Below are 23,600 nucleotides of genomic sequence, written 5' to 3'. Positions count from 1 at the left end.
GCTGTAAGCAATTCGCACATCAGGATACAACCATAATTTCGCATCATTGCCATTGCCCCAGCATGGATGTGCGGTGGCTCACGTGGCATCCCTTCGTCCGAATAGAAGCAAAGCGTCCAACTGAGAAATGCATGAACTGCACTTGGAAAGTTGGACGCCTACTGGCATTCACACACCAGACGACAAAAGCAATAATGGCTCAACGTTTGGCGTACCAATACATGAAGCTGTCGCCAAAGTACACGAGAGAGACCCGCTGTCGATATCTGGCGGACATTCGGTAAATAAGGTTACCACAAGCCAGATTTGGCAGGCCTATTAATTACTGCTTCATGCAAATTGCAAACCCTTGTAGATTATCACCTAGCGACTTGTCATGCATGCCACCGATCCACCATCCCGTCATGTCGCTAGTCGGTTGCGAAACGTCAAGTCCGACAGACATCCAAAAACCTCTACCGTCACTTGTTCCACCGGTTGGTTGTGCACCGCATTGGGGTGCCCATACGTTTCCGCCGCCACTTATAACTTGCCAGCCGGCTGGACACGAGATGATCAAATTGTCGACTCCACACGCATAGTCGGAGACAATTTGATATTGTGGAATTTGATGTTGCGGAAGTGAAACGGCCAGCCGCCACACACCGGATTGACAAAAAAGTGGTGTTCCATTGGCGTTCCTAGCTTGGCGACCGTTCTCAGGACATTTAGTGCCTTCTTCCACGACGTTTGTCACTTGAATGTCTTGAGCTTGCATTGTGCTATCCAGATAAGATTGTGCTGGCTTCCATATACCAGATTGACAAAAAAGTGGTGCTCCGTTGGCATTTCTTGCTTGGCGACCATTTTCAGGGCATCCAGCGCCTTCTTCCACGACGTTTGTCACTTGAACATCTTGGACCCGTATTGTGCTAGTTTGATTTGGGATAACCATAGAGTATCCTTCAGTATCAACGTCCCCGACATCGGACCAAGCTGACGATGCCACAAGCGAGAACAAAAGCACCAAAATAAGTTTGATTGTTTTGCGCATGGTTAACCTCACCTCTGCAAAGAAGTTTACTAATTCACAATTTGAACGGTCCCATAAAACGAGTGGTCCCGCAAAAAATATAGCTTATTCCCAGTCAAACTACAATTTTTAATTAAATGGCTTATGGGTGAAACAATAATGCAAAATCATGGATTATTATTGCAATAGATTTTGTAAGGTCGCTTAAAGTTAGGGATTTTGACATTGCCAGCTTCGCACTGGCGGGTTCAACCGGGGAATGCAGCAACGATGCTGGCGTTTAATTTATTTGCTGGCCTCATGAACCCAATGTCTTTCTGAGTCGCTGATTCAATTGCAAAGCGATATTGTTCAGATCGCCTCGCGAGTAGCCGGCCAGGCTGGTGCCTTTGGAAAAGTACTGTCGAGGCAACCCGTTGGTATTCTCATTCTTGCCTCGCTGCCACGGGCTTTGTGGATCACAGAAGTAGACCTGCGCGTCGATCGCAACTGCGAATTGCTTGTGCTATGCGAGTTCCATGCCTTGATCCTATGCGACCGATTTGCGCAGTTCCGCAGGCAGCTTTCCCCACCTGCCAGAGAGTTATGCCCAGTGGGGTTACGCTAAACAGATTCATCAACTGGAGGCCTATGTCATGCAAGACGTGGCGATCATTGGAATTGATCTCGGCAAGCGTTCATTTCACCTCCACGGGTAGAATAAATCTGGCCTGGCTTGCTTCGCAAGAAGGTGTCGCGTCAGCAACTGATCAAATTCTTCAGTAACTTTCACGCCTGTATCGTAGCAATGGAAGCCTGCGCAGGGGCCCATTACATGGCTCGGGAACTGACTGGTTTCGGCCATTAGGTCAAGCTTATTTCGTCCCAGTTTGTCCGCCCCTTTGTAAAATCAAACAAAAAACGATTTCGTCGACGAAGCGATCTGTGAAGCTGCCTCACGACCAGCCATGCGATTTGTGACGCCAAAGACGGAATCACAACAGACGTTGTAACCCACTGATACCAAAAAGAAGTGCAGCTTCAAGCTGCGCAGCTTTGCCGAAGTCGCGTTCCAGTAGCGCCTACAGGTAGAACATTCGGTCTTCATCGCTCTTGGCCGGAGGCTGTGCACCTTCGGCCGGCGCCCGCTCCTCGTAGAATGCGAGCACGGCCTCGAGCACCTTGTCCGGCTCGTCGATCACCTGCATCAAATCGATGTCGTGTGGGCCGATCAGCCCCATCGGTTCAAGCGCGTCGCGGAACCAGTCCAACAGACCTTTCCAGAACGTGGAGCCAACCAGGATAATCGGCACATGGCGCGATTTTTTCGTCTGGATCAGCGTCAGCACTTCCGCGAGCTCGTCGAGCGTGCCAAATCCACCGGGCATCACGATCACCGCGTCAGAATTTTTTACGAACGTGACCTTGCGGGTGAAGAAATGTCTGAAGCGCAGCGAGATGTCCTGATACTGGTTGCCGCTTTGCTCATGCGGCAACTCGATGTTCAGGCCGACCGAAGGCGCCTTGCCCGCGTGCGCGCCTTTGTTGGCGGCTTCCATGATGCCGGGGCCGCCGCCGGAGATCACTGCAAAGCCGGCATCGGACAGCTTGCGGGCAATCTGCATGGCGAGCTTGTAGTATGGCGAGTTCGGCTTAAGCCGGGCAGAACCGTAAATGCTGATGGCCGGGCGGATTTCCGACAGGTACTCGGTCGCCTCGATAAACTCTGCCATAATCGTGAACATCTGCCACGATGCGCGGGCCTTCTTGGCTGTCGCGCGCTCTTGATCTGCGAGTGAACGCAGACTCGGAATCACTTTTCTCTTGGTCATAATGCTTGAAAATCAGAACCTCGAAGGCAAGACCCTGCTATTGGTCGATGGTTCGAGCTATTTATACCGGGCCTACCATGCGATGCCGGACTTGCGCGGGCCGGACGGTGGTCCGACGGGTGCGCTGTACGGTCTCATCAACATGATGAGGCGATTGCGTCGCGACATTCCCGCAGAGTATAGCGCGTGCGTGTTCGATGCGAAGGGCAAGACGTTTCGCGACGACTGGTATCCGGACTATAAGGCGCACCGCCCGCCGATGCCCGAGGACTTGTCCCGTCAGATCGAGCCAATCCACGTCGCGGTGCGCGCGCTCGGCTGGCCGCTGCTGATGATCGAGCGCGTGGAGGCCGACGACGTGATCGGCACGCTGGCGGTGCGCGCTGCGCAGGCTGGCATGAACGTGGTGGTGTCTACGGGCGATAAGGACCTCGCGCAACTGGTGAACGAGCGCGTCACGTTGATCAACACGATGACCAATGAGCGGCTCGACCGCGACGGCGTGATCGCGAAGTTCGGCGTGCCCCCCGAGCGTATCGTCGACTATCTGACGTTGATCGGCGATACCGTCGACAACGTGCCGGGCGTGGATAAGTGCGGACCGAAGACCGCGCTCAAATGGCTCGCACAGTATCAGACGCTGGACGGTATCATCGAGCACGCGAACGATATCAAGGGCGCGGTTGGCGACAACCTGCGTCGTGTGCTCGCGTTCCTGCCCACCGCGCGCCGGCTCGTTACCGTGCATACCGAATGCGACTTGTTCCCGCAAGTGCAGTCCATAGCCGAGTCGCTGCAGGCACGGGCAGAAGCTAAGGACGAATTGCGCGACATTTATTTGCGGCACGGCTTCAAGACGTGGTTGCGCGAGCTCGATAGCGAGGCCGGGCCCGACATGTTCACGGCCACGGCCGACGGCGGGGTCGCGCTCGGCCCCGGCGTGGTCGAGCCGGCGCCGGCGACCGACATCGAGCGACAGTACGAAACCGTCAATGCATGGGAGCAGTTCGAGCGGTGGCTGACGGTGATCGAGGCGGCGCCCCTCACGTCGTTTGACACCGAGACCACATCGCTGGACCCGATGCGCGCGCGTATTGTCGGCATATCGTTTGCGACCGATCCCGGGCGCGCCGCATATATTCCGCTCGCGCACCGCGGGCCGGATCATCCGGTGCAACTGCCGCGCGACGAGGTGCTCGCGCGGCTCAAGCCGTGGCTGGAGAGCGCCGCACATAAGAAGGTTGGCCAGCATCTGAAGTATGATGCACAGGTCTTGGCGAATCATGGCATCACGCTGGCCGGCATTGAGCATGACACGCTGCTCGAATCGTATGTGCTCGAATCGCACCGTCCGCACGACATGGACAATCTCGCGACGCGGCATCTCGGCGTAAAGACGATTAAGTACGAGGACGTCGCCGGCAAAGGTGCGGCGCAAATCGGCTTCGACGAGGTCTCGGTGGACGTGGCCACCGAATATTCCGCCGAGGATGCCGACATCACGTTGCGGTTGCACCAGGTGCTATATCCGCAGATCCAGGTCGAGAAAGAGCTAGACTACGTTTATCGATCGATTGAGCTGCCGACGGCGCGCGTGCTGCAGATCATCGAGCGCAACGGCGTGCTGATCGATAAAGACCGGCTCGTTGCGCAGAGCAACGAGCTTGGCATCCGGATGCTGGAGTTGCAGGCCGAGGCGTATGCCCTAGCTGGCGGCGAGTTCAATTTGAATTCGCCGAAGCAGATCGGCGAGATCTTCTTCCAGCGGTTGCAGTTGCCGGTGGTCAAGAAGACCCCGTCAGGCGCGCCGTCCACCGACGAGGACGTATTGCAGAAGCTCGCCGAGGACTATCCGCTGCCGAAGGTGTTGCTCGACTACCGCGCGTTGACCAAGCTCAAGTCGACCTATACGGACAAGCTGCCGAAGATGATCAATCCGGACACTGGCCGCGTGCATACCAACTATGCACAGGCAGTAGCCGTGACCGGGCGGCTTGCGTCCAATGATCCGAATCTGCAGAACATTCCGGTTCGCACGCCGGAAGGGCGGCGTATCCGTGAAGCGTTCATCGCGCCGCCGGGCAGTAGCATCGTCTCGGCTGATTACTCGCAGATCGAGTTGCGCATCATGGCGCACATCTCGGGCGACGCGTCGCTGATGGCGGCCTTCGAGCACGGCGAGGACGTGCACCGCGCGACTGCGTCGGAAATCTTCGGCGTGACGCGGCAGGAGGTCACGAGCGAGCAGCGGCGCATCGCGAAAGTGATCAATTTCGGCTTGATCTATGGCATGAGCGCGTTTGGCCTTGCATCGAATCTGGGCATTGCGCGCGACGCGGCCAAACTTTATATCGACCGCTATTTTGCTCGCTATCCGGGGGTCGCGCGGTATATGGACGAGACGCGGATGGAGGCGAAGTCGCGCGGTTTCGTCCAGACCGTGTTTGGTCGCCGGCTGTGGCTGCCGGAGATCAACGGCGGCAATGGCCCGCGCCGTCAGGCCGCCGAGCGCGCCGCGATTAACGCGCCGATGCAAGGGACCGCGGCCGATCTGATCAAGCTGTCGATGATCGCTGTGCAGGATTGGATCGAGCGCGCGCGCGTGAAGTCGCGATTGATCATGCAGGTCCATGACGAATTGGTGCTGGAGGTGCCCGACGATGAATTGGAGATTATCCGCGCCAAGGTGCCCGAGCTGATGTGTTCGGTCGCTCAACTCAACGTGCCGCTGGTCGCTGAATTGGGTGCGGGTGCCAACTGGGAGGAAGCGCATTGACGCCGGGTGGTCCGGCGTTGTCGGCGCCATGCGAATGACGGTTAACGACGGAGGTATCGGCATGCATCGGATCATTGTGGTCGGCGGCGGCGCTGGCGGATTGGAACTGGCTACGCGGCTCGGCAACCGGGTCAGGTCGCAGCGCGTCAGCGTGGTACTCGTGGACCGCTATCCGACCCACATCTGGAAGCCGTTGTTGCACGAAGTGGCGGCCGGCAGCATGGATCCGTTTACGCACCAGATTGAGTATGCGGCGCAGGCGCGCTGGCACGGTTTCGAATTCCAGCAAGGCGAGTTGCTTGGGTTGAATCGCACCGCAAAGACGATTCGCGTGAGCGCGGTGCGCGACGAGGATGACATCGAGCTGCTGCCTGAGCGCACGCTCGCCTACGACACGCTGGTGATCGCAATTGGCAGTACCACGCATTTCTTTGGCGTAACCGGCGCCGCGCAGCACGCGATCGCGCTCGATACGGTCGCGCAGGCAGAACGCTTCCGACGCCGTCTGATCGCCGCGTGCATGCGCGCGCAGCGGCCGCTGTCCAGCGCTGACGTGGCGGCCGACGGTACACCCGCGGCCGCCGTGCCGCACCCGCAAGCGGTGGGGCACGGGCCTCTGCCCGGCGGCGCTGCCAGCCCGGCGTACGGCGGGCCGGCCAGCGCTGCACATGGCGGGGCGGTCAGTGTTGCGCAGGGTGGGGCGGTCAGCCCGCGGATCCAGATCGCGATCGTCGGCGGGGGCGCCACCGGCGTCGAGCTGTCGGCCGAACTGCGCAACACGGCGCATGTACTGGCCGCGTATGGTTTGCACAAACTCGATCCCGTCACCGACATCGGCATCGTGTTGATCGAGGCCGGCCCGCGGATCCTGCCGGCGTTGCCGGAACGCGTTTCAGCCGCAACGGCGGCGCTGTTGCAACGGCTCAACGTCTCGGTGATGACCGGTGAAGCGGTATCGGAAGTGCGTGTCGGCGAGGTCGTCACGGGCAGCGCAAAGGTGTTGCGCGCCGATTTGACCGTGTGGGCGGCCGGCATCAAGGCGCCGCCGGTGCTCGCGTTGCTTGATGGGCTGGCCATCAACAAACTCGGCCAGCTGGTCGTGCGTTCGACGTTGCAAACCGAGAGCGACGACGACATTTTTGCGCTTGGCGATTGCGCGGCATGCCCGTGGCCCGAGGCCAAGCGGACGGTGCCACCCCGTGCCCAGGCGGCGCACCAGCAAGCGAGTTTCCTGCTCAAAGCGCTGCGTGCGCGTCTGGACGGGCGCGCTTTGCCCACCTATACGTATCGCGACTTCGGCTCCCTCGTCTCGCTGGGCCACAACGCAATCGGTAATTTGATGGGTGGCCTGATCGGCAAGAGCCTATTCGTCGAGGGGCTCTTTGCGCGATTCATGTATCAATCGCTGTACCGGATGCATATTGCCGCATTACATGGCTATGGCCGGATGCTACTCGACATGCTGGCGCACGGGCTGCGGCGCACCACGCGGCCGCGGGTCAAGCTGCACTGAGCCCGTGGCCAATCAGGGCTGCGCGCCGGTGGCAACAGGCCTGGCCGGGTCCGCGACCCATTCGCTCCAGGACCCGGCGTACAGGACCGCGCCGTGCAATCCGGCGATTTCCATCGCAAGCACATTGTGGCACGCGGTGACGCCGGAGCCGCAGTACAGAATCGTGTGCTCCGGCGCAGTATCGTCGAGCAACGAGCACAATTCGTCGCGCAACGTGTGGGCGGGCTTGAAGCGGCCGTCTGCGGCGAGGTTGTCTTTGAAAAAGCGATGGCGAGCGCCCGGAATGTGGCCGGCGACCGGATCGATCGTCTCGTTCTCGCCGCGATAGCGGTCCGGCGCCCGAGCGTCGAGCATCCGGCACGCGGCCGCGTTCATCTGTTGCTGCACGCCATGGACGTCGATGCTGATCGACAGCGGCTGCGATGGTGTGAACGTGCCGGGGGTGATGGCCGGTATCGCGTTGTCCAACGGCTGCCCGGCGGCTTGCCACGCCTGCAGCCCGCCATCGAGCAACGCCACCTCCTCGTGGCCCAGCCAGCGCAGCAGCCACCACAGCCGTGCGGCGAACATGCCGCCTTGCGCGTCGTAGGCGACTACCTGTACGCCGCGGCTCAAGCCCCGCTGCGCGAGCCGGCGTGCGAGCGTCTCACGTTCAGGCAGCGGATGGCGCCCGTTGGTGCCAGTCTTTAGTCCGGACAGGTCGCGGTCGATATCCAGGTACTGTGCCCCCGGGATGTGCGCAGCGTCATACGCGGCCGCGCCGGCCGACGTGTCGGCCAAATCGAAGCGGCAGTCGAAAATGAGTGTGGTTACGCTGGGTGTGGCGAGCCGGGTGGCCAAATTCTCGGTGGAAATCAGCGTGGTGTAGCGATGCTGCGGCATGGCGAATCTCCTGGCGAGGCGGTCATGACATCGACCTTGGGCGAGCTAACCCTAGTCTAAACAAAAAAGCCGGATCTTAGTCCGGCTCGACTAGTCGCAAGCGTGTGTCAAATCGTGCCGAGCTCGCGACGCAGGAACTCGTGGAAGTGCTGCATGCCGTCTTCCATCGGGCTTTGGTACGGCCCCACTTGGGATTCGCCGCGTGCGAGCAGCGCGCGACGTCCGGCATCCATTCGCTCGGCGATCTCGTCGTCCTCGACGGCGGTCTCCAGATAGGCCGCGCGCTCGGCTTCAACCATCTCGCGCTCGAACAGCGCCACTTCCTCCGGATAGTAGAACTCGACGATGTTCGTCGTGCGCTGCACGCCGCGCGGGATCAGATACGACACGATGAGTACGTGCGGGTACCATTCGATCATGACGTTCGGGTAGTACACCATCCAGATCGCACCGAAATCCGGTGGCGCGCCGTTGCGGAACTTTAGCAACTGGTCGTGCCACTTGCGGTATGTCGGCGAACCCGGATTCGCGAGGGCGCTGTGTACGCCGACTGTCTGCACGCTGTACCAGTCGCCGAACTCCCATCGCAGATCATCGCACGAAACGAAATTACCGAGTCCAGGATGGAACGGGACGACGTGATAGTCCTCGAGATAGACCTCGATAAACGTCTTCCAGTTGTAGTTGCACTCGTGGACTTCGGTGTGGTCGTACAGGTACCCGGAAAAGTCGAAGTGGCTCGCCGGGCCCAGGCGCGCGAGATCGCTTGCGACGTCCCGGCCGTTGCGCTCGAACAGCATGCCGTGCCAGGACTGCAGTGGCGTGGCGCCCAGGTTCAGGCACGGATTGTCTGAAAAGTGCGGCGCGCCGAGCAGCTCGCCGCCCAGGTCGTATGTCCAGCGGTGCAGCGGGCAGACAATGTTCTCGACATGCCCGCGACCGTTGAGCATGATGGCCTGCCGGTGCCGGCATACGTTTGACAGCAGTTCGATACGACCGTGCGGATTACGCACCAGTAGACGGCCCTCATTCTCTGCGGGCAGCGCAAAATAGTCCCCCGCTTCTGGCACCATCAGTTCATGGCCGATGTAGCGTGGACCGCGTTTGAACAGGACGTCGAGCTCGCGTGCGAGGAGCGCCTCGTCGAAATAGGCTGAAACAGGCAGCTGGCCGTGAATAGACTTGAGCTGCAGAGCATTGCTCAGATTGGACATTCCCACTCCCGTGCAGACGTGAAAGCAGTGAACAACCCAACCATCGAAAAATCGATTTAGGGAAACTCAAGATTATACCCGCTCCGAGCAAACGGGGTATCTAAATCTTTGATCCGGATCGTATTTATGACGCGAACCCGCGTCATCGGAGTATATTTGCCGGCCCGGCGTATTCGGCGCGCAGCACGCTGAGGCCGCATTCGCTGCCGGCCGGCCGGCGTTTGCCGTAAAATAGGTGACTTGCCAGAACACATGTGCATGATGCCCAACACCGCTTCCCAAGCCCCTGACGGGGCAGATGTCCCGTTGCCGGACAATTACGAAACAGCGCTCGGCGAACTCGAGTCCCTGGTCGAGCGAATGGAAGGGGGCGCGTTGAGTCTCGAAGCGTCGCTTGCGGCATATCGTCGCGGTGCAGCCCTTGTTGCGTATTGCCAACAGCAGCTCGAGAAAGTCGAGCAACAGGTTCGCGTACTCGATGGCGAGACGCTCAAGCCCCTCGATCCAGCGATTGACGACGGAGAGTGTGCATGAGCGCCACGGCATTTGACGAATGGGTACACAACGTACTAGTGCGAACCGAAGCGGCGCTCTCGGCGGTGCTGCCGCCGGCGGACGTCGAGCCGATGCGGCTGCATCAGGCGATGCGCTATGCGGTGCTGGACGGCGGCAAGCGTGTGCGCCCGATGTTGTGCCACGCAGCGGGCCAGGCGCTGGGCGCGCCTGCTCAGCGGCTTGACGCGGCGGCCTGCGCGCTCGAGTTGATTCACGTGTACTCGCTGGTTCACGACGATTTGCCGTCGATGGACGACGATGATATGCGTCGCGGCAAGCCGACGGTGCACGTGCAGTACGATGAGGCAACAGGGTTGCTCGTCGGTGATGCGCTGCAATCACAAGCGTTCATCGCGCTCGCCTCGGACGCGCTCGACGCGCACCGGCAGGCCGCGTTGATGCGCGAACTCGCTTGCGCGAGCGGCTCGCTCGGCATGGCGGGCGGGCAGGCGATCGATCTGGCGAGCGTGGGCATGCGGTTGTCGCGGACGCAGTTGGAGACGATGCATCGGATGAAGACCGGCGCGCTGCTGCGCGCGGCGGTCAAGATGGGAGCGCTGTGCGGTGACGGACTGTCGGCCGACATCGAGGCCGGGCTCGATGCGTATGCGAAGGCGGTGGGTCTGGCGTTCCAGGTGGTCGACGACATCCTGGATGTGACCGCCGACTCGGCCACGCTTGGCAAGATAGCCGGTAAGGATGCGGCCAACGACAAACCGACCTACGTATCGATCATCGGGCTGCAGGCGTCGCGGGAACTCGCGGCGCAGCTGCGTCGCGACGCGCGTGCGGCGCTTGCGCCGCTGGGCGAGCGTGGGCTACGGCTTGCGCAAATCGCTGACCTGGTAGTGGAGCGTGTGAATTGAGCTGACGCGCCGGCGGCGGGCGTGGCGTGGCGCCCGCGATCGCAGCGGCGGCCCGCCTGGTGGCCGGCGACATACAGCGCGACACACATTGGCCAGGAGCGTCGGCGTATGCGCCGCAGAATTGTCTGGAATGGAACGACGATGTACGACTTGCTGAAAACCATCGATGACCCCGCCGCTCTGCGGCGCCTAGAACGCCGGCAGTTGCAGCCATTGGCCGATGAGCTGCGTGCCTTCGTGCTCAACAGCGTATCGCAGACGGGCGGCCACCTGTCATCGAATCTCGGCACGGTCGAACTGACCATTGCACTGCACTATGTGTTCGACACGCCGGCGGACCGGATCGTTTGGGACGTCGGCCATCAGACCTATCCGCACAAGATCTTGACCGGACGGCGGGACCAGATGAGCACGCTGCGCCAACTTGGCGGCATCTCGGGCTTCCCGCGCCGTTGCGAATCGGAGTACGACACCTTCGGCACTGCGCATTCGAGCACGTCGATCTCGGCGGCGCTGGGCATGGCCGTTGCCAGTCAACTCAAGGGCGAAGACCGGTATGCGATCGCGGTAATTGGCGACGGTGCGATGACCGCCGGCGAGGCATTCGAGGCACTGAACAACGCCGGCGTGTGTGAGGACATCCCGTTATTAGTGATCCTGAACGACAACGACATGTCGATTTCGCCGCCGGTTGGGGCACTGAACCGGTACCTCGCGCGGCTGATGTCAGGCAAGTTCTATGCGACCGCGAAAAAAGGCGTCGAGCGGGTGCTGCGCCACGCGCCGCCGATGCTGGAGCTTGCGCGCAAGCTTGAGGAGCATGCAAAGGGCATGGTGGTGCCCGCGACGCTGTTCGAGGAATTTGGCTTCAATTACATCGGTCCAATTGATGGACACGACCTCGATTCGCTGATTCCAACGCTACAGAATATCCGTGGCTTGCGTGGCCCTCAGTTCCTGCACGTGGTGACGAAAAAAGGCCAGGGCTACAAGCTGGCCGAGGCCGATCCGGTGCTGTACCACGGTCCGGGCAAGTTTAATCCGGATGAGGGCATCAAGCCTGGCGGCGCCGCTAAGAAAACCTACACCAAGGTCTTCGGCGAATGGCTGTGCGATGCGGCGGAACTGGACCCGCGGGTGGTGGGCATCACGCCGGCGATGCGCGAGGGCTCGGGGCTGGTGGAGTTCGAGCAGCGCTTCCCGCAACGCTATTTTGACGTGGGCATTGCCGAGCAGCACGCGGTGACCTTCGCCGGCGGGTTGGCGGCCGAAGGGTTGAAGCCGGTGGTGGCGATCTACTCGACGTTTCTGCAGCGCGGCTACGACCAGTTGATCCATGACGTGGCGTTGCAGAACCTGCCGGTGATGTTCGCGCTGGACCGCGCGGGGCTGGTGGGCGCGGACGGGGCCACGCATGCGGGCGCCTACGACATGGCGTACCTGCGCTGCATCCCGAACATGGTCGTAATGGCGCCGGCCGACGAGAACGAGTGCCGGCAGATGCTGCACACGGGCTTGCAGCTTGACGGGCCGAGCGCGGTGCGCTATCCGCGGGGTACGGGGCCTGGAGTGGCCCCGCAAAAGCGGCTGAGCGCAGTGCCGGTGGGCAAGGGGGAGATCCGACGGCAGTCGCATGCGCCGGCCGGCCACCGGGTGGCGATCCTGGCGTTCGGCTCGATGCTGACGCCGAGCCTGACGGCGGCGCAGGAGTTCGACGCGACGGTGGCGAACATGCGTTTTGTGAAGCCGCTGGACGAGGCGCTCGTGCGGCAGCTCGCCGACACGCATGAGCTACTCGTGACTGTCGAGGAAGGAACATTGATGGGCGGCGCCGGCTCGGCGTGCATCGAGTCCCTACAGGCGGCAGGGGTAAACCGACCGGTATTACAATTGGGCCTTCCCGACCGTTTCGTCGACCATGGCGATCCGGCGAAGCTGCTTGCCGCATGCGGTCTGGATGCGGCGGGAATTGCCAGCGCGATCCGCGAGCGCTTGTCAACCGTGGAACGGCAAAAGCACGATGGCAACGCGAAAACGACCAAGCTCGTCGCATAGGCCGTGACCGCAACGGCCGTTGCTGTTTCTCATGTAGAATCTGCACGAGCGGCATGGGCCATCCGGCCGGGCCGCCTGTGCTGGCGCTCCGGTGCCGCCATGAACTGAGGCGTGCGCCGGTGTCAAGGAATGCCAATGAACCAGATGAATCCCGCTTTTTTGATGCCTGATGTGCAGAGCACGCCGGATACCCGGCAGATCCCGATCCAGCGGGTCGGCATCAGAGCGGTCCGCCATCCGCTGACGGTGAGGACTGCGCAAGGCGATGTGCAACCGACAGTGGGATCCTGGAATCTTAACGTGCACCTTCCTGCCGAGCAGAAGGGCACGCACATGTCGCGCTTCATCGCGCTGCTGGACCAAGCGCAGACGCCGCTGGACATCGCGCATTTCCGCGCTATGCTGGCGACCATGCTCGAGAAGCTCGAAGCCACGGCGGGTCGAATCGAAGTCACATTTCCCTATTTCATCCGGAAAACGGCGCCTGTATCCGGTGTGCAAAGCCTGCTTGACTATGAAGTGACGCTCAGTGTCGACGCACGCGACGGTGCCACACGCCTATTCACCAAGGTGCTGGTGCCGGTGACCAGCCTGTGCCCGTGCTCAAAAAAGATCTCTCAGTATGGCGCGCACAATCAGCGTTCACATGTGACGATCGCCGCCGAATTGGCCGATGACGTGCCGGTTGAGGACCTGGTGCGGATGGCCGAGGAAGAGGCATCGTGTGAGTTGTGGGGGCTGCTGAAGCGTCCCGACGAGAAGTTTGTCACCGAGCGGGCGTACGACAACCCGAAGTTCGTCGAGGACTTGGTGCGCGATGTTGCGCAGCGGCTCAATGCCGATCCGCGGATCGTCGCCTATGTGCTCGAAGCCGAGAATTTCGAATCAATCCACAATCACAGTGCGTACGCGCTGATCGAGCACGACAAGCGGCTTTCCGGCTAGCCTGCTTGCCCGACATCGACATCGACATCGACATCGACATCGACTCGGGCATCGGACGCCCGTGGCACGGCGTGCGTCGCGTCGGTGGTGAACTCGCGCCACGAATGCGGCGCGGGACGAAGGTTCACGGATGCACGGCGAACGCTGTACCGGCCCCTGCGCCCAAGGCTACGCCGGTGGCTGCCGTGGTGTGACGTCGGCAGTGGCCGAGGCGCTACGCTGGTTGTTGTCCAGGATCGTGATGGCACTCAGGTCCCAACGCGGCTTAACAGTGAACGCATACGACGTATTGGCCGCCGCGGGATTGCGTTGCAGGCGTAGTGCGCCCGCGAGCGCGATCATCGCGCCGTTATCGGTGCATAGTGCGAGGTCGGGATAGTACACGTCGAAGCCGCGCTTGGCGGCAGCGGCACACAGCGCTTCGCGTAACTGGCGGTTCGCGCCGACCCCGCCGGCCACGACGAGCCGCGTCATGCCTGTGCGCTTGAGGGCGGCAACGGCTTTCGCGACCAGTACGTCGACGGCGGCATCAACAAAGCCGCGTGCCAAATCGGCTTTTGCCTGTTCGCAAGCGTTCGAGCCGATTCGGCTCAGATGCGTGAGAACCGCTGTTTTCAATCCACTGAAGCTGAAGTCTAGGTCGCCCGAATGCAGCATTGGGCGGGGCAATTCGACGGCGCCAGGCGTGCCGAACTCGGCCAGCCGCGAAACTTCCGGGCCTCCCGGGTAGTTCAGTCCGAGCAATTTTGCGGTCTTGTCGAACGCTTCACCGGCCGCATCGTCCAGTGTTTCGCCGAGCGTCTGGTAGTCGCCGACATCGGCTACCCGCATCAGTTGCGTATGGCCACCGGAGACCAACAGCGCAACGAATGGAAAGGGCGGTGGCGTTTGTGCGAGCAACGGCGACAGCAGGTGTCCCTCGAGATGGTGAATGCCGATTACCGGCTTGCCGAGCGCCAGCCCTAACGCATTCGCGATGCTGGCTCCGACGAGTAGCGCACCGGCGAGCCCCGGCCCCTGCGTGAATGCGATTGCATCGATTGCGGTGCGCGCCACCCCGGCCTGCTGCAACACCTGCTCAAGCAGTGGCAGCGCGCGCCGAATATGGTCGCGTGACGCGAGTTCTGGCACCACGCCGCCATAGTCGCGGTGCATGGCGATTTGCGAATGCAGTGCGTGTGCAAGTAGCCCGCGCCGGCTGTCGTACAGCGCGAGCCCGGTTTCATCACATGAGCTTTCGATACCGAGGACGAGCATGAGAATCGGACAAAAAGGTGATCGAGCCGGATGCGACTTCGTTTGCGCCACCGGCTTGCCAGATGGCTGGCACGGCGCATGACCCCCGCAACGCAATCAATTAGTATAACAGTGCGGCCGCTAACGTAGCTGGCAAGTCGGTAGAATGCGCGCCATGGAACACTTCGATATCGCCGTAATTGGCGCCGGCGCTGCCGGCATGATGTGTGCGGCTGTGGCCGGCCAGCTTGGGCGGCGTGTCGTGCTGATCGATCACGCACCGCGCGTTGCTGAAAAAATCCGGATCTCCGGCGGCGGGCGGTGCAATTTCACGAACCTGTATGCGGACTGGACCCACTACTTGTCCGAGAACCCGTCGTTTTGCCGCTCCGCGCTCGCCCGCTATACACCGCAGGATTTTCTAGCACTGTTGCGCGCCCATCGTGTTCGGTGGCATGAAAAGCACAAGGGGCAACTTTTTTGCGATGACTCGAGCGAGACGATTATTGACGTGCTCAAACGCGAATGCAGCGCCGGCGGTGTCACGTGGCGCCATCCATTGCAGGTTGCGGACGTGGCTGTCGATACGATGGGGTTTGTGCTGGGCACGCATGCCGGCGCGCTGCGCGCACGGGCGCTCGTGGTGGCAACGGGCGGGCTGTCGATTCCGAAGATTGGGGCGAGCGACTTCGCGTATAGGCTCGCTAAACGCTTTGGTCATAAGCTTGTCGAGCCGCGTCCAGCGCTGGTGCCGTTGACCTTCTCCGCCGCACGCTGGGCGCCGTATGCGATGCTGGCCGGGATATCGATGACGGCACGCGTATCGACAGGCGGCGACAAGCGGCGTGCCGAGTTCGTCGAGGACCTGTTGTTTACGCATCGCGGACTGTCCGGCCCCGGTATTTTGCAGATCTCCAGCTATTGGAACCCAGGGCATGCGGTGTCGATCGACCTATTGCCGTCGTTTGACGTGGCCGGCGCACTGCTTGACGCAAAAGCCGCGTCGCGCCGGCAATTAGCGAACCAGCTCGCTGAATGGATGCCGGTGCGGCTTGCGCAGTGCTGGGCGATCCAGCACCACCTCCCGCCCCAGGCGCGGCTGGCCGATATTGCTGACAAGGCACTGCGTCAACTGGCCAGCGGGCTCCAGCAATGGACGTTGACGCCGGGCGGCACCGAAGGCTTTCGCAAGGCCGAGGTCACGCGTGGTGGCGTCGACACCCGTGAACTATCGTCGACCACGATGATGAGCGAGCGGATGCCGGGCCTATACTTCATCGGCGAGGCGGTGGACGTGACCGGATGGCTGGGTGGGTATAATTTCCAGTGGGCATGGTCATCCGGTGTCGCGGCGGGCCAGGCTGCTGCTGCCGCTGTTGCGCAACGTTAGCCGGACGCTGAGGGCGCAGAATTGTCTGCACGCACATCTGCTATACTGGCACACCTTTGGTGTATGTTGGTGGGATGTGTCCCTTTTTTCATACCTTCGACTGGACATGACGACGATTCGCGTTAAAGAGAATGAGCCTTTTGAAGTCGCGATGCGCCGCTTCAAACGCACGATCGAAAAGAACGGGTTGTTGACCGAATTGCGTGCGCGCGAGTTTTACGAGAAGCCGACCGCGGAGCGCAAGCGGAAAAAGGCGGCGGCGGTCAAGCGCCATTTTAAGCGTTTGCGCAGCCAAATGCTGCCGAAGAAGCTCTACTGATCTAGTATCGCGCCGGCGCGGCAGCCGGGTTGGCGCGATCATCTCGTGAACCTGCACCGCGTGTGCGTGCAGGGCTACTGCTGTGGCAGGCGCTGATGGGACCCGCGTTGCTGCGCAGACCCGCTTGTGGATCGTGTCCCAAGCGGGTTTTTGTGTTAAACGTCGGTTACTGCATGTCACAGTTCCATAGGCGAACCTGGGCCGTTGATGGCAATACGCATGAGCTTGAAAGACCGTATCAATGATGACATGAAAGCTGCGATGCGCGCCCGCGACAGCGAGCGGCTCGCAACCATCCGCCTGCTGCTAGCTGCGATCAAGCAGCGTGAGGTGGACGAGCGCACGGCGCTGGACGACACGGCGATCGTGACGGTCGTCGACAAGTTGATCAAGCAGCGCAAGGATTCGATTTCGCAGTTTCAGTCCGCCGGCCGCGAGGACCTGGCCGCGAAGGAATCGGCGGAACTCGTGGTGCTGCAGCAGTACATGCCTGCCCAGCTGTCCGAGGCCGACGTCGCCGCGCAGGTGCAGGACGCGATTGCGCAAGCGGGCGCGGCCGGTCCCCAGGACATGGGCAAGGTCATGGCATTGCTCAAGGGCAGGCTCGCGGGCCGTGCCGACATGACGACGGTTTCCGCGCAAGTGAAGGCGGCCTTGTCGGCGAAGTAGCGTTGCCAGGGCGACCGTGATTCCGCACTCGTTCCTGCAAGACCTGCTAAACCGCGTCGATATCGTCGACGTGGTGGGGCGGTACGTGCAGTTGAAAAAGGGCGGGGCGAACTTCAGTGGGCTGTGCCCGTTCCACAACGAAAAGAGTCCCTCGTTCACCGTCAGTCCGACCAAGCAGTTCTACCATTGCTTCGGCTGTGGCGCGCACGGCACTGCGATCGGTTTCCTGATGGAACATGCCGGCTTGACGTTTCCCGAGGCTGTCGATGAGTTGGCGCAGTCCGTTGGACTCACCGTTCCACACGAACCCGCGCCGGGTGTATATGGCGGTGGGAGCCCGCCCGGATTGAGGGACGGCACCGATCCGCCGCCTGCCCATCCCGGCACGGCGCGCGCGCTCGTCGACATCATGCAGATCGCGGCCGACTACTATCGCAAGCAGCTTCGGGGCGCGCCGGACGCGATCCAGTACCTGAAGGGGCGGGGCTTGACCGGCAAAATCGCGCTGCGCTTCGGATTGGGCTATGCGCCGGATGGCTGGCAAAACCTCGAGGCAGCATTCGCAAACTATCGCGACGATGCGCTGCTCGACGCAGGTCTGGTGATTGTCAGTGACAAGACGTCGAGCAACGGCGAAGCGCGCCGCTACGATCGCTTTCGCCAGCGCATCATGTTCCCGATCCGTAACGTACGCGGACAGGTGATCGGCTTTGGCGCACGCGTGCTCGATGGCGGCGAGCCGAAGTATTTGAATTCGCCGGAAACGCCGCTATTTAACAAGGGAACCGAGTTGTACGGCCTATTCGAGGCACGTCTTGCGATCCGCGAGAAGGGTTTCGTGCTGGTCGTGGAAGGTTACATGGACGTCGTTGCACTGGCGCAGTTGGGCTTTCCGAACACGGTGGCGACCCTGGGCACCGCGTGTACGCCGGTGCATGTCCAAAAACTGATGCGGCAGACCGACACGGTGATCTTCAGCTTCGACGGTGACGCGGCGGGGCGGCGTGCCGCGCGGCGAGCGTTGGACGCGTGCTTGCCGCACGCGGCGGACAATCGTACGATTCGCTTTCTGTTTCTGCCCGCGGAGCACGATCCGGACAGCTATATCCGTGAGCACGGCGTGCAGGCATTTGCGGAACAAATCGGGCGGGCAATGCCGCTGTCGCAGTTCCTGCTCAATGAGGTGCTGGCGGACAAGGAGATCGACCAGCCGGAAGGACGAGCCAAGGCCTTATATGACGCCAAGCCACTGCTGCAGGCACTGCCGCCCAACGCGCTGAGGGCTCAGATTCTGCACATGCTGGCGGATCGGCTCTCGACGCCCGTCGAAGAAGTGGCGCAGTTCTGCGAAGTCGGCTCGCGCACCGCGCCCGCGGTGCGCGGTACGCCGGCACGTGCCGATCGTCGTCGCGTCACCGGCCACGAGCATCGAGCACTACGCAACGTAATCATGTATCCGCGCATTGTCGCGATGCTCGATGTGCAGGATTGCGACACGCTGGCCACGCTTGCCCGGCAGGGGGCCTTGTTTGCCGAGACGATCGCGCATGCGCGGCAACTGGGGGACGCGGCAGAGTATCGGCTGCTAAAGGACTTGCTGCTTAATTCTCCGAATGCGCCGACGTATGAGGAAATCTTCCGGGAAATTCTGGTCTATGATGAAAACGTGCGTGATTTGCTGCATGCGCCGCCGGACGACGACAGCGCGCAGCGGCGCGATGAGCAGGAGCGGATCGCGGCTGACGAAGTCAGGGCGGTTGTCGCGAAGATGCGTTATGACGCTTGCTGCGAGCGACTTGAAATTTTGTCTCGGCAGCCAAAACTGGAAGGAGAGCAGGCCAGGGAGTTTGCCGAGTTGTCGCAGCGGCGTGCGGAACTGAAGCGTCGGGTCGCGGCATCGGTGCTTGGCGGAGGGGCTTGACCACCGTGCTATAATTGAAGGTTTTTAGCGGAGTTGTTTCCGGGCGACGTCGAATAGAGCGGAATTGCCATGGCAAAGACCAAGCGGAAAAAGGGGTTGGATTAGGTTGGAAGCGCAGGTCGGTGACGGTAAAGGCGACCGGTCCGCGGCGAAACAGGCCCCTTCTCGCATGTGGCGCGCCGGCGAACATCGCGCGATCCGGCCAGCGGGAAGCGACGACGCGGTCCTGCTCGATGGCGAAGTCCGTCGAGCAGGCTCGTGATGTGCGCGGCCGAGAAGTTCCCGAAGCGGGTAAGTCGGCAGGTCGCGGCCGCCGGGCAGCAGCCGGATAGCCGCACTGAGAGAGTATCCACGGTTGAAGCGGCGGCCGTCGAAGAGCCGCAAGTCGAGACCAGAGCCGTAATGGCGACATCCATGACGAAAAAGCTGAACGAAGTACCAGTTGATGAGGAAGCGGGCCAAGTCGATGAGTCGGCCGGCTCGGCCGCGCCGGTGAAGGGTGGCGAGAAGATCAAGGCGCGCGATCGTAGGGCCAAGGAAAAGGCGCTGCTGAAGGAGGCGTTCGCGTCTCACCAGCCGGGTACCGCCGAGGAGCTCGAGGAGCGCCGCTCGAAGCTGCGCGCGCTGATCAAGCTGGGCAAGGAACGCGGCTTCCTGACGTATGCTGAAATCAACGATCACCTGCCGGACAATTTCGCGGAAACCGAGGCGATCGAGAGCATCATCAGCACGTTCAACGACATGGGCGTGGCGGTCTATGAACAGGCACCCGATGCGGAAACGCTACTGCTCAACGACAACGCGCCGTCGGTGTCATCCGACGACGAGGTTGAAGAGGAGGCCGAAGTCGCGTTGTCGACGGTGGACTCCGAATTTGGCCGTACGACCGACCCGGTGCGCATGTACATGCGCGAGATGGGCACTGTCGAACTGTTGACGCGAGAAGGCGAAATTGAGATCGCCAAGCGTATCGAAGACGGCCTAAAGCACATGGTTCAGGCGATTTCGGCGTGCCCGACGACGATCGCGGACATCCTTGCGATGGCCGAGCGGGTCGCCAACGATGAAATCCGCGTGGACGAACTGGTCGATGGCCTAATCGATCCGAGCGCGGAGGATGCGGACGGCTTTAGCGCGTCGGATGCGGACGAGATCGAGTCGGAAGCTGACGACGCCGACGAAGGTGACGAGGAAGAGGAAGAAGAGGACGAAGGGGCAGGAGCGGCCGCGGCCAGCGCCGCGCAGCTCGAGGCGCTAAAGCGTGCGTCGCTGGAGCGCTTTGCGCTAATCAGTGAGTGGTTCGACAAAATGCGTCGCGCGTACGAGAAGGAGGGCTACAAGTCCAAGTCGTACCTGAAGGCGCAAGAGGCGATCCAGGCCGAGTTGATGTCGATCCGGTTTACCGCCCGCACGGTCGAGCGGCTGTGCGATACGTTACGCGCGCAGGTTGACGAGGTGCGTCAAGTGGAGCGCCAGATCTTGCATATCGTCGTCGACAAGTGCGGGATGCCGCGCGCAGAATTCATTTCGCGCTTCCCGAGTAACGAGACCAACCTAGACTGGGCCGAGCAAATCGTCGTCGAGGGGCATCCGTACAGCGCGGTGCTCGAGCGCAATATCCCGGCGATTCGCGAACAGCAGCAGCGTCTGATTGACTTACAGGCGCGCGTCGTGTTGCCACTGAAGGACTTGAAGGAAACCAACCGCCAGATGGCGGCTGGCGAGCTCAAGGCGCGGCAGGCCAAACGCGAAATGACGGAGGCCAACTTGCGGCTGGTCATTTCGATTGCGAAGAAGTACACGAACCGTGGCTTGCAGTTCCTGGATTTGATCCAGGAGGGCAATATTGGCCTGATGAAGGCGGTTGACAAGTTCGAATATCGGCGGGGCTACAAGTTCTCCACGTATGCGACGTGGTGGATTCGTCAAGCGATTACGCGGTCGATCGCGGACCAGGCGCGCACGATTCGGATTCCGGTCCACATGATCGAGACGATCAACAAGATGAACCGGATCTCACGGCAAATTCTGCAGGAGACGGGGCTCGAGCCGGACCCGGCCACGCTTGCTGAAAAAATGGAGATGCCGGAGGACAAGATCCGCAAGATCATGAAGATCGCGAAGGAACCGATTTCGATGGAAACACCGATCGGTGACGACGACGATTCTCACCTGGGCGATTTCATCGAAGATAACAATACGGTGGCGCCGGCCGACGCGGCATTGCACGCGAGTATGCGAGATGTTGTGAAGGACGTGCTAGACTCGTTGACGCCGCGCGAAGCAAAAGTATTGAGGATGCGCTTCGGCATCGAGATGAGCACAGACCATACGCTCGAGGAAGTCGGTAAGCAGTTCGACGTGACGCGCGAGCGGATCCGACAGATTGAGGCGAAGGCGTTGCGCAAATTGCGACATCCGAGCCGCTCGGATAAGCTGAAATCGTTCCTTGAAGGCAACTGAGCTTCATTTTGCCTCATAATGATTGATTCGGGCCTCTAGCTCATGCTTGGTTAGAGCAGCGGACTCATAATCCGTTGGTGCCGTGTTCGACTCACGGGAGGCCCACCAATATCTACGCGGGCTTGCGCGCATGTCACGCAGCCCGCTTTTTTTATGGTAGGGAAATTTTGTCCGATCCGCGTGATGGCATTCCTTAAAGATTCTGTGGCCAGATAAGCGTAGTGCTGCGTGCTAGCATGTGATTGATGCGCGAGGTCCTGTCCGCCATGCTGCGCGATGACAAATTTACCAATTCAAGTCAGCCCTGAACGGTTGAGGAAAGGCATAGGGACATCCTCCAGCCTGCCGCCATTACACAGGGAGGCCGACGCTTATTGTGCTGGTGCGCCGCAGGCGTGCCAATACGGCGGGTTGCATGAAGCTCCACCGCACATCCATTGTGCCAACTCGTAGCCCGGCCTGGTGTCACTCGGTGTGTGCCTGTAAGCTCGACAGTGACCGCTTGCGATAGTATTTCTCAACCACCGTGAAATGCATGGCAAACGGAGCGGATAGTTCGGCAAAACGCGCATAGCTCACGTTAAATTGTCAAGCACGAAGGCCATCCCAAAAGGAGCCTCGTAGAACATGTGAGACACTGCAGTGCAGGCTTGTCGCGTTGCTTCGACAAGCATCAGGCCCGGCACATGGTCGATTTCATGCTCGAAGAAAAACGGATGGTCTGGTTCAATGATCAATGGAGCAACGAACCGATCCTGCCCATCTCCGGCAGCCGGTATCGGAATTATTCGTTCCACGAAAACATGTCTGAGTTCCGACTTATGAACCAGACGACGCTGCAACCGGCGCCGGCTAGCACTATCGATTTCGTAACGCTCATCCAAAGGGGGGCGCGGGACGTTGTTATTCATTTGAAGTTCTTTACTACAGGAATGGGATCAGTATCTGTAAGGGAGTAGGCACAGCTGCGTCGGCCAATGCGGGATGAACTAGCGCATTAAGCTAATTCGTGCAACTACGCGTTGGGCAGCGCGTCCGCCGAAGGTATAACGGACGATGTGCCTAACATCGATACCGTACGTCCCTGCGTTACTAACCGGCTCTTGTTGATCGAACACTAGCGCGCACGTTTGGCGAAAAGATGTTGCGTGCGTACTGCACGATCACAACCATGGCTGGGAAATGGGGCACGTAGTCAAGCGTGGCGTTCAGAACAGCGTATCGGCCTCGATACTGAAACGCATCCGGCGTTATCTTGTCAGCTTGTGCATGCTGCGCGCGCTCGAAGCGCTAGGCGCCACACTGAAACGTCTCGAGCAAGGGGCAGCTCAATGTTGGAAAGGCCCGAAACGGTTGCTGAGCGAGGAATTCACCACGCACGAAACCCGGCGTATCCAAGATCGTGACTCGATGGCCAAGGCCGGGCCCGAAGGTAACCTGATACAGCAATTGAACACAGCCACCACATCTTCGCCACGGAGCGTGGCACCCACAACAAGAGCGCAAACACTCGCACATGCCATCAGGACTACCCAGCGCGATGCCAGCGTGGCGGCAGCAAAACGTGCAATAGCAGCGAATGTCTGGGGTGCGATGGCTGCCCCAGTTTGCGCCGCCGCATGAAATGGGGAGGCAAGCGGCGTGCTGGGGCGGGGGTATGGGGCGTTGTGCTACGGGAGGGGCGCGCAAGGCGACAAAAAGGGGGGGCGCTGAAAAAATATTTGCTAGCTCTTGTGGTGAGCGTGCTATTGGCCTATGATTCGCACCCTCGCTGCAGGCAGTAGCGGGGCCGCTGAAGGGGCAAACGCAGCGGGCGGGGTGGGCAACGGGGTGTGAGGCGATCAGCATCGCACCGGAGTGGTAAAAAAGTTGTTGACGCTTCGCAAGATTGTGTTCATAATCTCGTTTCTCTGCTGCTGATGCAGCGACGCGATGCGGGAGCCGAGGCCAGCTAGGTTGAGGCGAAGCGGTTG

At 60.8% G+C, this 23,600-nt stretch carries 17 protein-coding genes, 1 tRNA gene and 3 pseudogenes; 13 read left to right on the top strand and 8 right to left on the bottom strand.

Features of this window, described 5'->3' with window-relative positions; genetic code table 11:
• Nucleotides 1-322: 322 nt before the first annotated feature.
• Together RA167_RS08150 and RA167_RS08145 are read right to left on the bottom strand one after the other, a co-directional pair.
• Entirely contained in the window at nt 323-1,033 is a 711-nt protein-coding gene (locus tag RA167_RS08150; RefSeq protein WP_139336977.1) for a hypothetical protein, read from the bottom strand.
• Between the two features lie 277 nt (nt 1,034-1,310).
• A pseudogene (locus RA167_RS08145) lies at nt 1,311-1,577 on the bottom strand (IS30 family transposase); the annotation flags it as partial.
• A 70-nt stretch (nt 1,578-1,647) separates the two neighbouring features.
• On the opposite strand from RA167_RS08145, the pseudogene RA167_RS08140 reads away from it, so the two are divergent.
• Nucleotides 1,648-2,001: pseudogene (locus RA167_RS08140) on the top strand (IS110 family transposase); the annotation flags it as partial.
• 72 nt (nt 2,002-2,073) lie between these two features.
• Here RA167_RS08140 and RA167_RS08135 read toward each other — a convergent pair.
• Entirely contained in the window at nt 2,074-2,823 is a 750-nt protein-coding gene (locus RA167_RS08135) for a TIGR00730 family Rossman fold protein (RefSeq protein ID WP_076785160.1), read from the bottom strand.
• A 1-nt stretch (nt 2,824) separates the two neighbouring features.
• On the opposite strand from RA167_RS08135, the gene polA reads away from it, so the two are divergent.
• Nucleotides 2,825-5,599: a DNA polymerase I gene (gene polA / locus RA167_RS08130; RefSeq protein ID WP_076785159.1), complete on the top strand. Its 2,775-nt coding sequence runs from the start codon at nt 2,825-2,827 to the stop codon at nt 5,597-5,599.
• Nucleotides 5,600-5,660: 61 nt separating this feature from the next.
• A complete protein-coding gene (locus tag RA167_RS08125) occupies nt 5,661-7,112 on the top strand; it encodes an NAD(P)/FAD-dependent oxidoreductase (RefSeq protein WP_076787266.1) in 1,452 nt (483 codons plus the stop codon).
• A 12-nt stretch (nt 7,113-7,124) separates the two neighbouring features.
• Here RA167_RS08125 and RA167_RS08120 read toward each other — a convergent pair whose 3' ends face one another.
• Both RA167_RS08120 and RA167_RS08115 read right to left on the bottom strand, forming a co-directional pair.
• Nucleotides 7,125-7,994: a sulfurtransferase gene (locus RA167_RS08120; RefSeq protein ID WP_076785158.1), complete on the bottom strand. Its 870-nt coding sequence runs from the start codon at nt 7,992-7,994 to the stop codon at nt 7,125-7,127.
• Between the two features lie 107 nt (nt 7,995-8,101).
• Nucleotides 8,102-9,208: an aromatic ring-hydroxylating oxygenase subunit alpha gene (locus RA167_RS08115; RefSeq protein WP_076785157.1), complete on the bottom strand. Its 1,107-nt coding sequence runs from the start codon at nt 9,206-9,208 to the stop codon at nt 8,102-8,104.
• A 261-nt stretch (nt 9,209-9,469) separates the two neighbouring features.
• On the opposite strand from RA167_RS08115, the gene RA167_RS08110 reads away from it, so the two are divergent.
• The 4 genes from RA167_RS08110 (at nt 9,470) to folE2 (ending at nt 13,629) form a co-directional block, all read left to right on the top strand.
• Nucleotides 9,470-9,742, top strand: coding sequence for an exodeoxyribonuclease VII small subunit (locus RA167_RS08110; protein ID WP_076787264.1), 273 nt, complete (start codon nt 9,470-9,472; stop codon nt 9,740-9,742).
• Nucleotides 9,739-10,629 (top strand): polyprenyl synthetase family protein, encoded by an 891-nt coding sequence (locus tag RA167_RS08105; protein ID WP_076785156.1) that lies wholly within the window; start codon nt 9,739-9,741, stop codon nt 10,627-10,629. The genes RA167_RS08110 and RA167_RS08105 overlap by 4 nt, the downstream gene beginning before the upstream one ends.
• A gap of 141 nt (nt 10,630-10,770) precedes the next feature.
• A complete protein-coding gene (gene dxs, locus RA167_RS08100) occupies nt 10,771-12,684 on the top strand; it encodes a 1-deoxy-D-xylulose-5-phosphate synthase (RefSeq protein ID WP_076785155.1) in 1,914 nt (637 codons plus the stop codon).
• Nucleotides 12,685-12,819: 135 nt separating this feature from the next.
• On the top strand, nt 12,820-13,629 hold the full coding sequence (gene folE2, locus RA167_RS08095) for a GTP cyclohydrolase FolE2 (protein ID WP_076785154.1): 810 nt from the start codon (nt 12,820-12,822) through the stop codon (nt 13,627-13,629).
• Here folE2 and RA167_RS08090 read toward each other — a convergent pair.
• Together RA167_RS08090 and tsaD are read right to left on the bottom strand one after the other, a co-directional pair.
• A complete protein-coding gene (locus RA167_RS08090) occupies nt 13,626-13,757 on the bottom strand; it encodes a hypothetical protein (protein ID WP_255710689.1) in 132 nt (43 codons plus the stop codon). The two genes, folE2 and RA167_RS08090, sit on opposite strands and share 4 nt — an antisense overlap.
• A gap of 112 nt (nt 13,758-13,869) precedes the next feature.
• Nucleotides 13,870-14,886, bottom strand: a pseudogene (gene tsaD, locus RA167_RS08085) (tRNA (adenosine(37)-N6)-threonylcarbamoyltransferase complex transferase subunit TsaD); the annotation flags it as partial.
• Nucleotides 14,887-15,031: 145 nt separating this feature from the next.
• Here tsaD and RA167_RS08080 point away from each other — a divergent pair.
• The 6 genes from RA167_RS08080 (at nt 15,032) to RA167_RS08055 (ending at nt 21,735) form a co-directional block, all read left to right on the top strand.
• Nucleotides 15,032-16,255, top strand: coding sequence for an NAD(P)/FAD-dependent oxidoreductase (locus tag RA167_RS08080; protein WP_255710690.1), 1,224 nt, complete (start codon nt 15,032-15,034; stop codon nt 16,253-16,255).
• 106 nt (nt 16,256-16,361) lie between these two features.
• Nucleotides 16,362-16,574, top strand: a complete 213-nt coding sequence (gene rpsU / locus RA167_RS08075; protein WP_013434742.1) for a 30S ribosomal protein S21 — start codon at nt 16,362-16,364, stop codon at nt 16,572-16,574.
• A 219-nt stretch (nt 16,575-16,793) separates the two neighbouring features.
• The gene (locus tag RA167_RS08070) at nt 16,794-17,243 is read left to right on the top strand and encodes a GatB/YqeY domain-containing protein (protein WP_076785152.1); all 450 of its coding nucleotides are present in this window, start codon (nt 16,794-16,796) and stop codon (nt 17,241-17,243) included.
• Nucleotides 17,244-17,259: 16 nt separating this feature from the next.
• On the top strand, nt 17,260-19,164 hold the full coding sequence (gene dnaG, locus RA167_RS08065; RefSeq protein WP_076785151.1) for a DNA primase: 1,905 nt from the start codon (nt 17,260-17,262) through the stop codon (nt 19,162-19,164).
• 261 nt (nt 19,165-19,425) lie between these two features.
• Nucleotides 19,426-21,627 (top strand): RNA polymerase sigma factor RpoD, encoded by a 2,202-nt coding sequence (rpoD, locus tag RA167_RS08060; RefSeq protein ID WP_076785150.1) that lies wholly within the window; start codon nt 19,426-19,428, stop codon nt 21,625-21,627.
• A 29-nt stretch (nt 21,628-21,656) separates the two neighbouring features.
• A tRNA-Ile gene (locus tag RA167_RS08055) sits at nt 21,657-21,735 on the top strand.
• A 467-nt stretch (nt 21,736-22,202) separates the two neighbouring features.
• Here the strand turns inward: RA167_RS08055 and RA167_RS08050 are convergent.
• On the bottom strand, nt 22,203-22,538 hold the full coding sequence (locus RA167_RS08050; RefSeq protein ID WP_083705966.1) for an AfsA-related hotdog domain-containing protein: 336 nt from the start codon (nt 22,536-22,538) through the stop codon (nt 22,203-22,205).
• Nucleotides 22,539-23,600 lie beyond the last annotated feature (1,062 nt).

It is taken from the genome of Mycetohabitans endofungorum (assembly GCF_037477895.1).
Lineage (GTDB): Bacteria > Pseudomonadota > Gammaproteobacteria > Burkholderiales > Burkholderiaceae > Mycetohabitans.
This window is presented reverse-complemented; position numbering and strand designations above follow the sequence as displayed.

Excerpts from the sequence above, each read along its gene's own strand:
- RA167_RS08125 (WP_076787266.1), top strand. The coding sequence starts at position 5,661 with ATGCATCGGATCATTGTGGTCGGCGGCGGCGCTGGCGGATTGGAACTG.
- RA167_RS08150 (WP_139336977.1), bottom strand. The coding sequence starts at position 1,033 with ATGCGCAAAACAATCAAACTTATTTTGGTGCTTTTGTTCTCGCTTGTG.
- folE2 (WP_076785154.1), top strand. The coding sequence starts at position 12,820 with ATGAACCAGATGAATCCCGCTTTTTTGATGCCTGATGTGCAGAGCACG.
- RA167_RS08110 (WP_076787264.1), top strand. The coding sequence starts at position 9,470 with ATGCCCAACACCGCTTCCCAAGCCCCTGACGGGGCAGATGTCCCGTTG.
- RA167_RS08080 (WP_255710690.1), top strand. The coding sequence starts at position 15,032 with ATGCGCGCCATGGAACACTTCGATATCGCCGTAATTGGCGCCGGCGCT.
- RA167_RS08120 (WP_076785158.1), bottom strand. The coding sequence starts at position 7,994 with ATGCCGCAGCATCGCTACACCACGCTGATTTCCACCGAGAATTTGGCC.
- RA167_RS08135 (WP_076785160.1), bottom strand. The coding sequence starts at position 2,823 with ATGACCAAGAGAAAAGTGATTCCGAGTCTGCGTTCACTCGCAGATCAA.
- RA167_RS08115 (WP_076785157.1), bottom strand. The coding sequence starts at position 9,208 with ATGTCCAATCTGAGCAATGCTCTGCAGCTCAAGTCTATTCACGGCCAG.
- RA167_RS08105 (WP_076785156.1), top strand. The coding sequence starts at position 9,739 with ATGAGCGCCACGGCATTTGACGAATGGGTACACAACGTACTAGTGCGA.
- dxs (WP_076785155.1), top strand. The coding sequence starts at position 10,771 with ATGTACGACTTGCTGAAAACCATCGATGACCCCGCCGCTCTGCGGCGC.
- RA167_RS08070 (WP_076785152.1), top strand. The coding sequence starts at position 16,794 with ATGAGCTTGAAAGACCGTATCAATGATGACATGAAAGCTGCGATGCGC.
- polA (WP_076785159.1), top strand. The coding sequence starts at position 2,825 with ATGCTTGAAAATCAGAACCTCGAAGGCAAGACCCTGCTATTGGTCGAT.
- rpsU (WP_013434742.1), top strand. The coding sequence starts at position 16,362 with ATGACGACGATTCGCGTTAAAGAGAATGAGCCTTTTGAAGTCGCGATG.
- rpoD (WP_076785150.1), top strand. The coding sequence starts at position 19,426 with ATGTGCGCGGCCGAGAAGTTCCCGAAGCGGGTAAGTCGGCAGGTCGCG.
- RA167_RS08050 (WP_083705966.1), bottom strand. The coding sequence starts at position 22,538 with ATGAATAACAACGTCCCGCGCCCCCCTTTGGATGAGCGTTACGAAATC.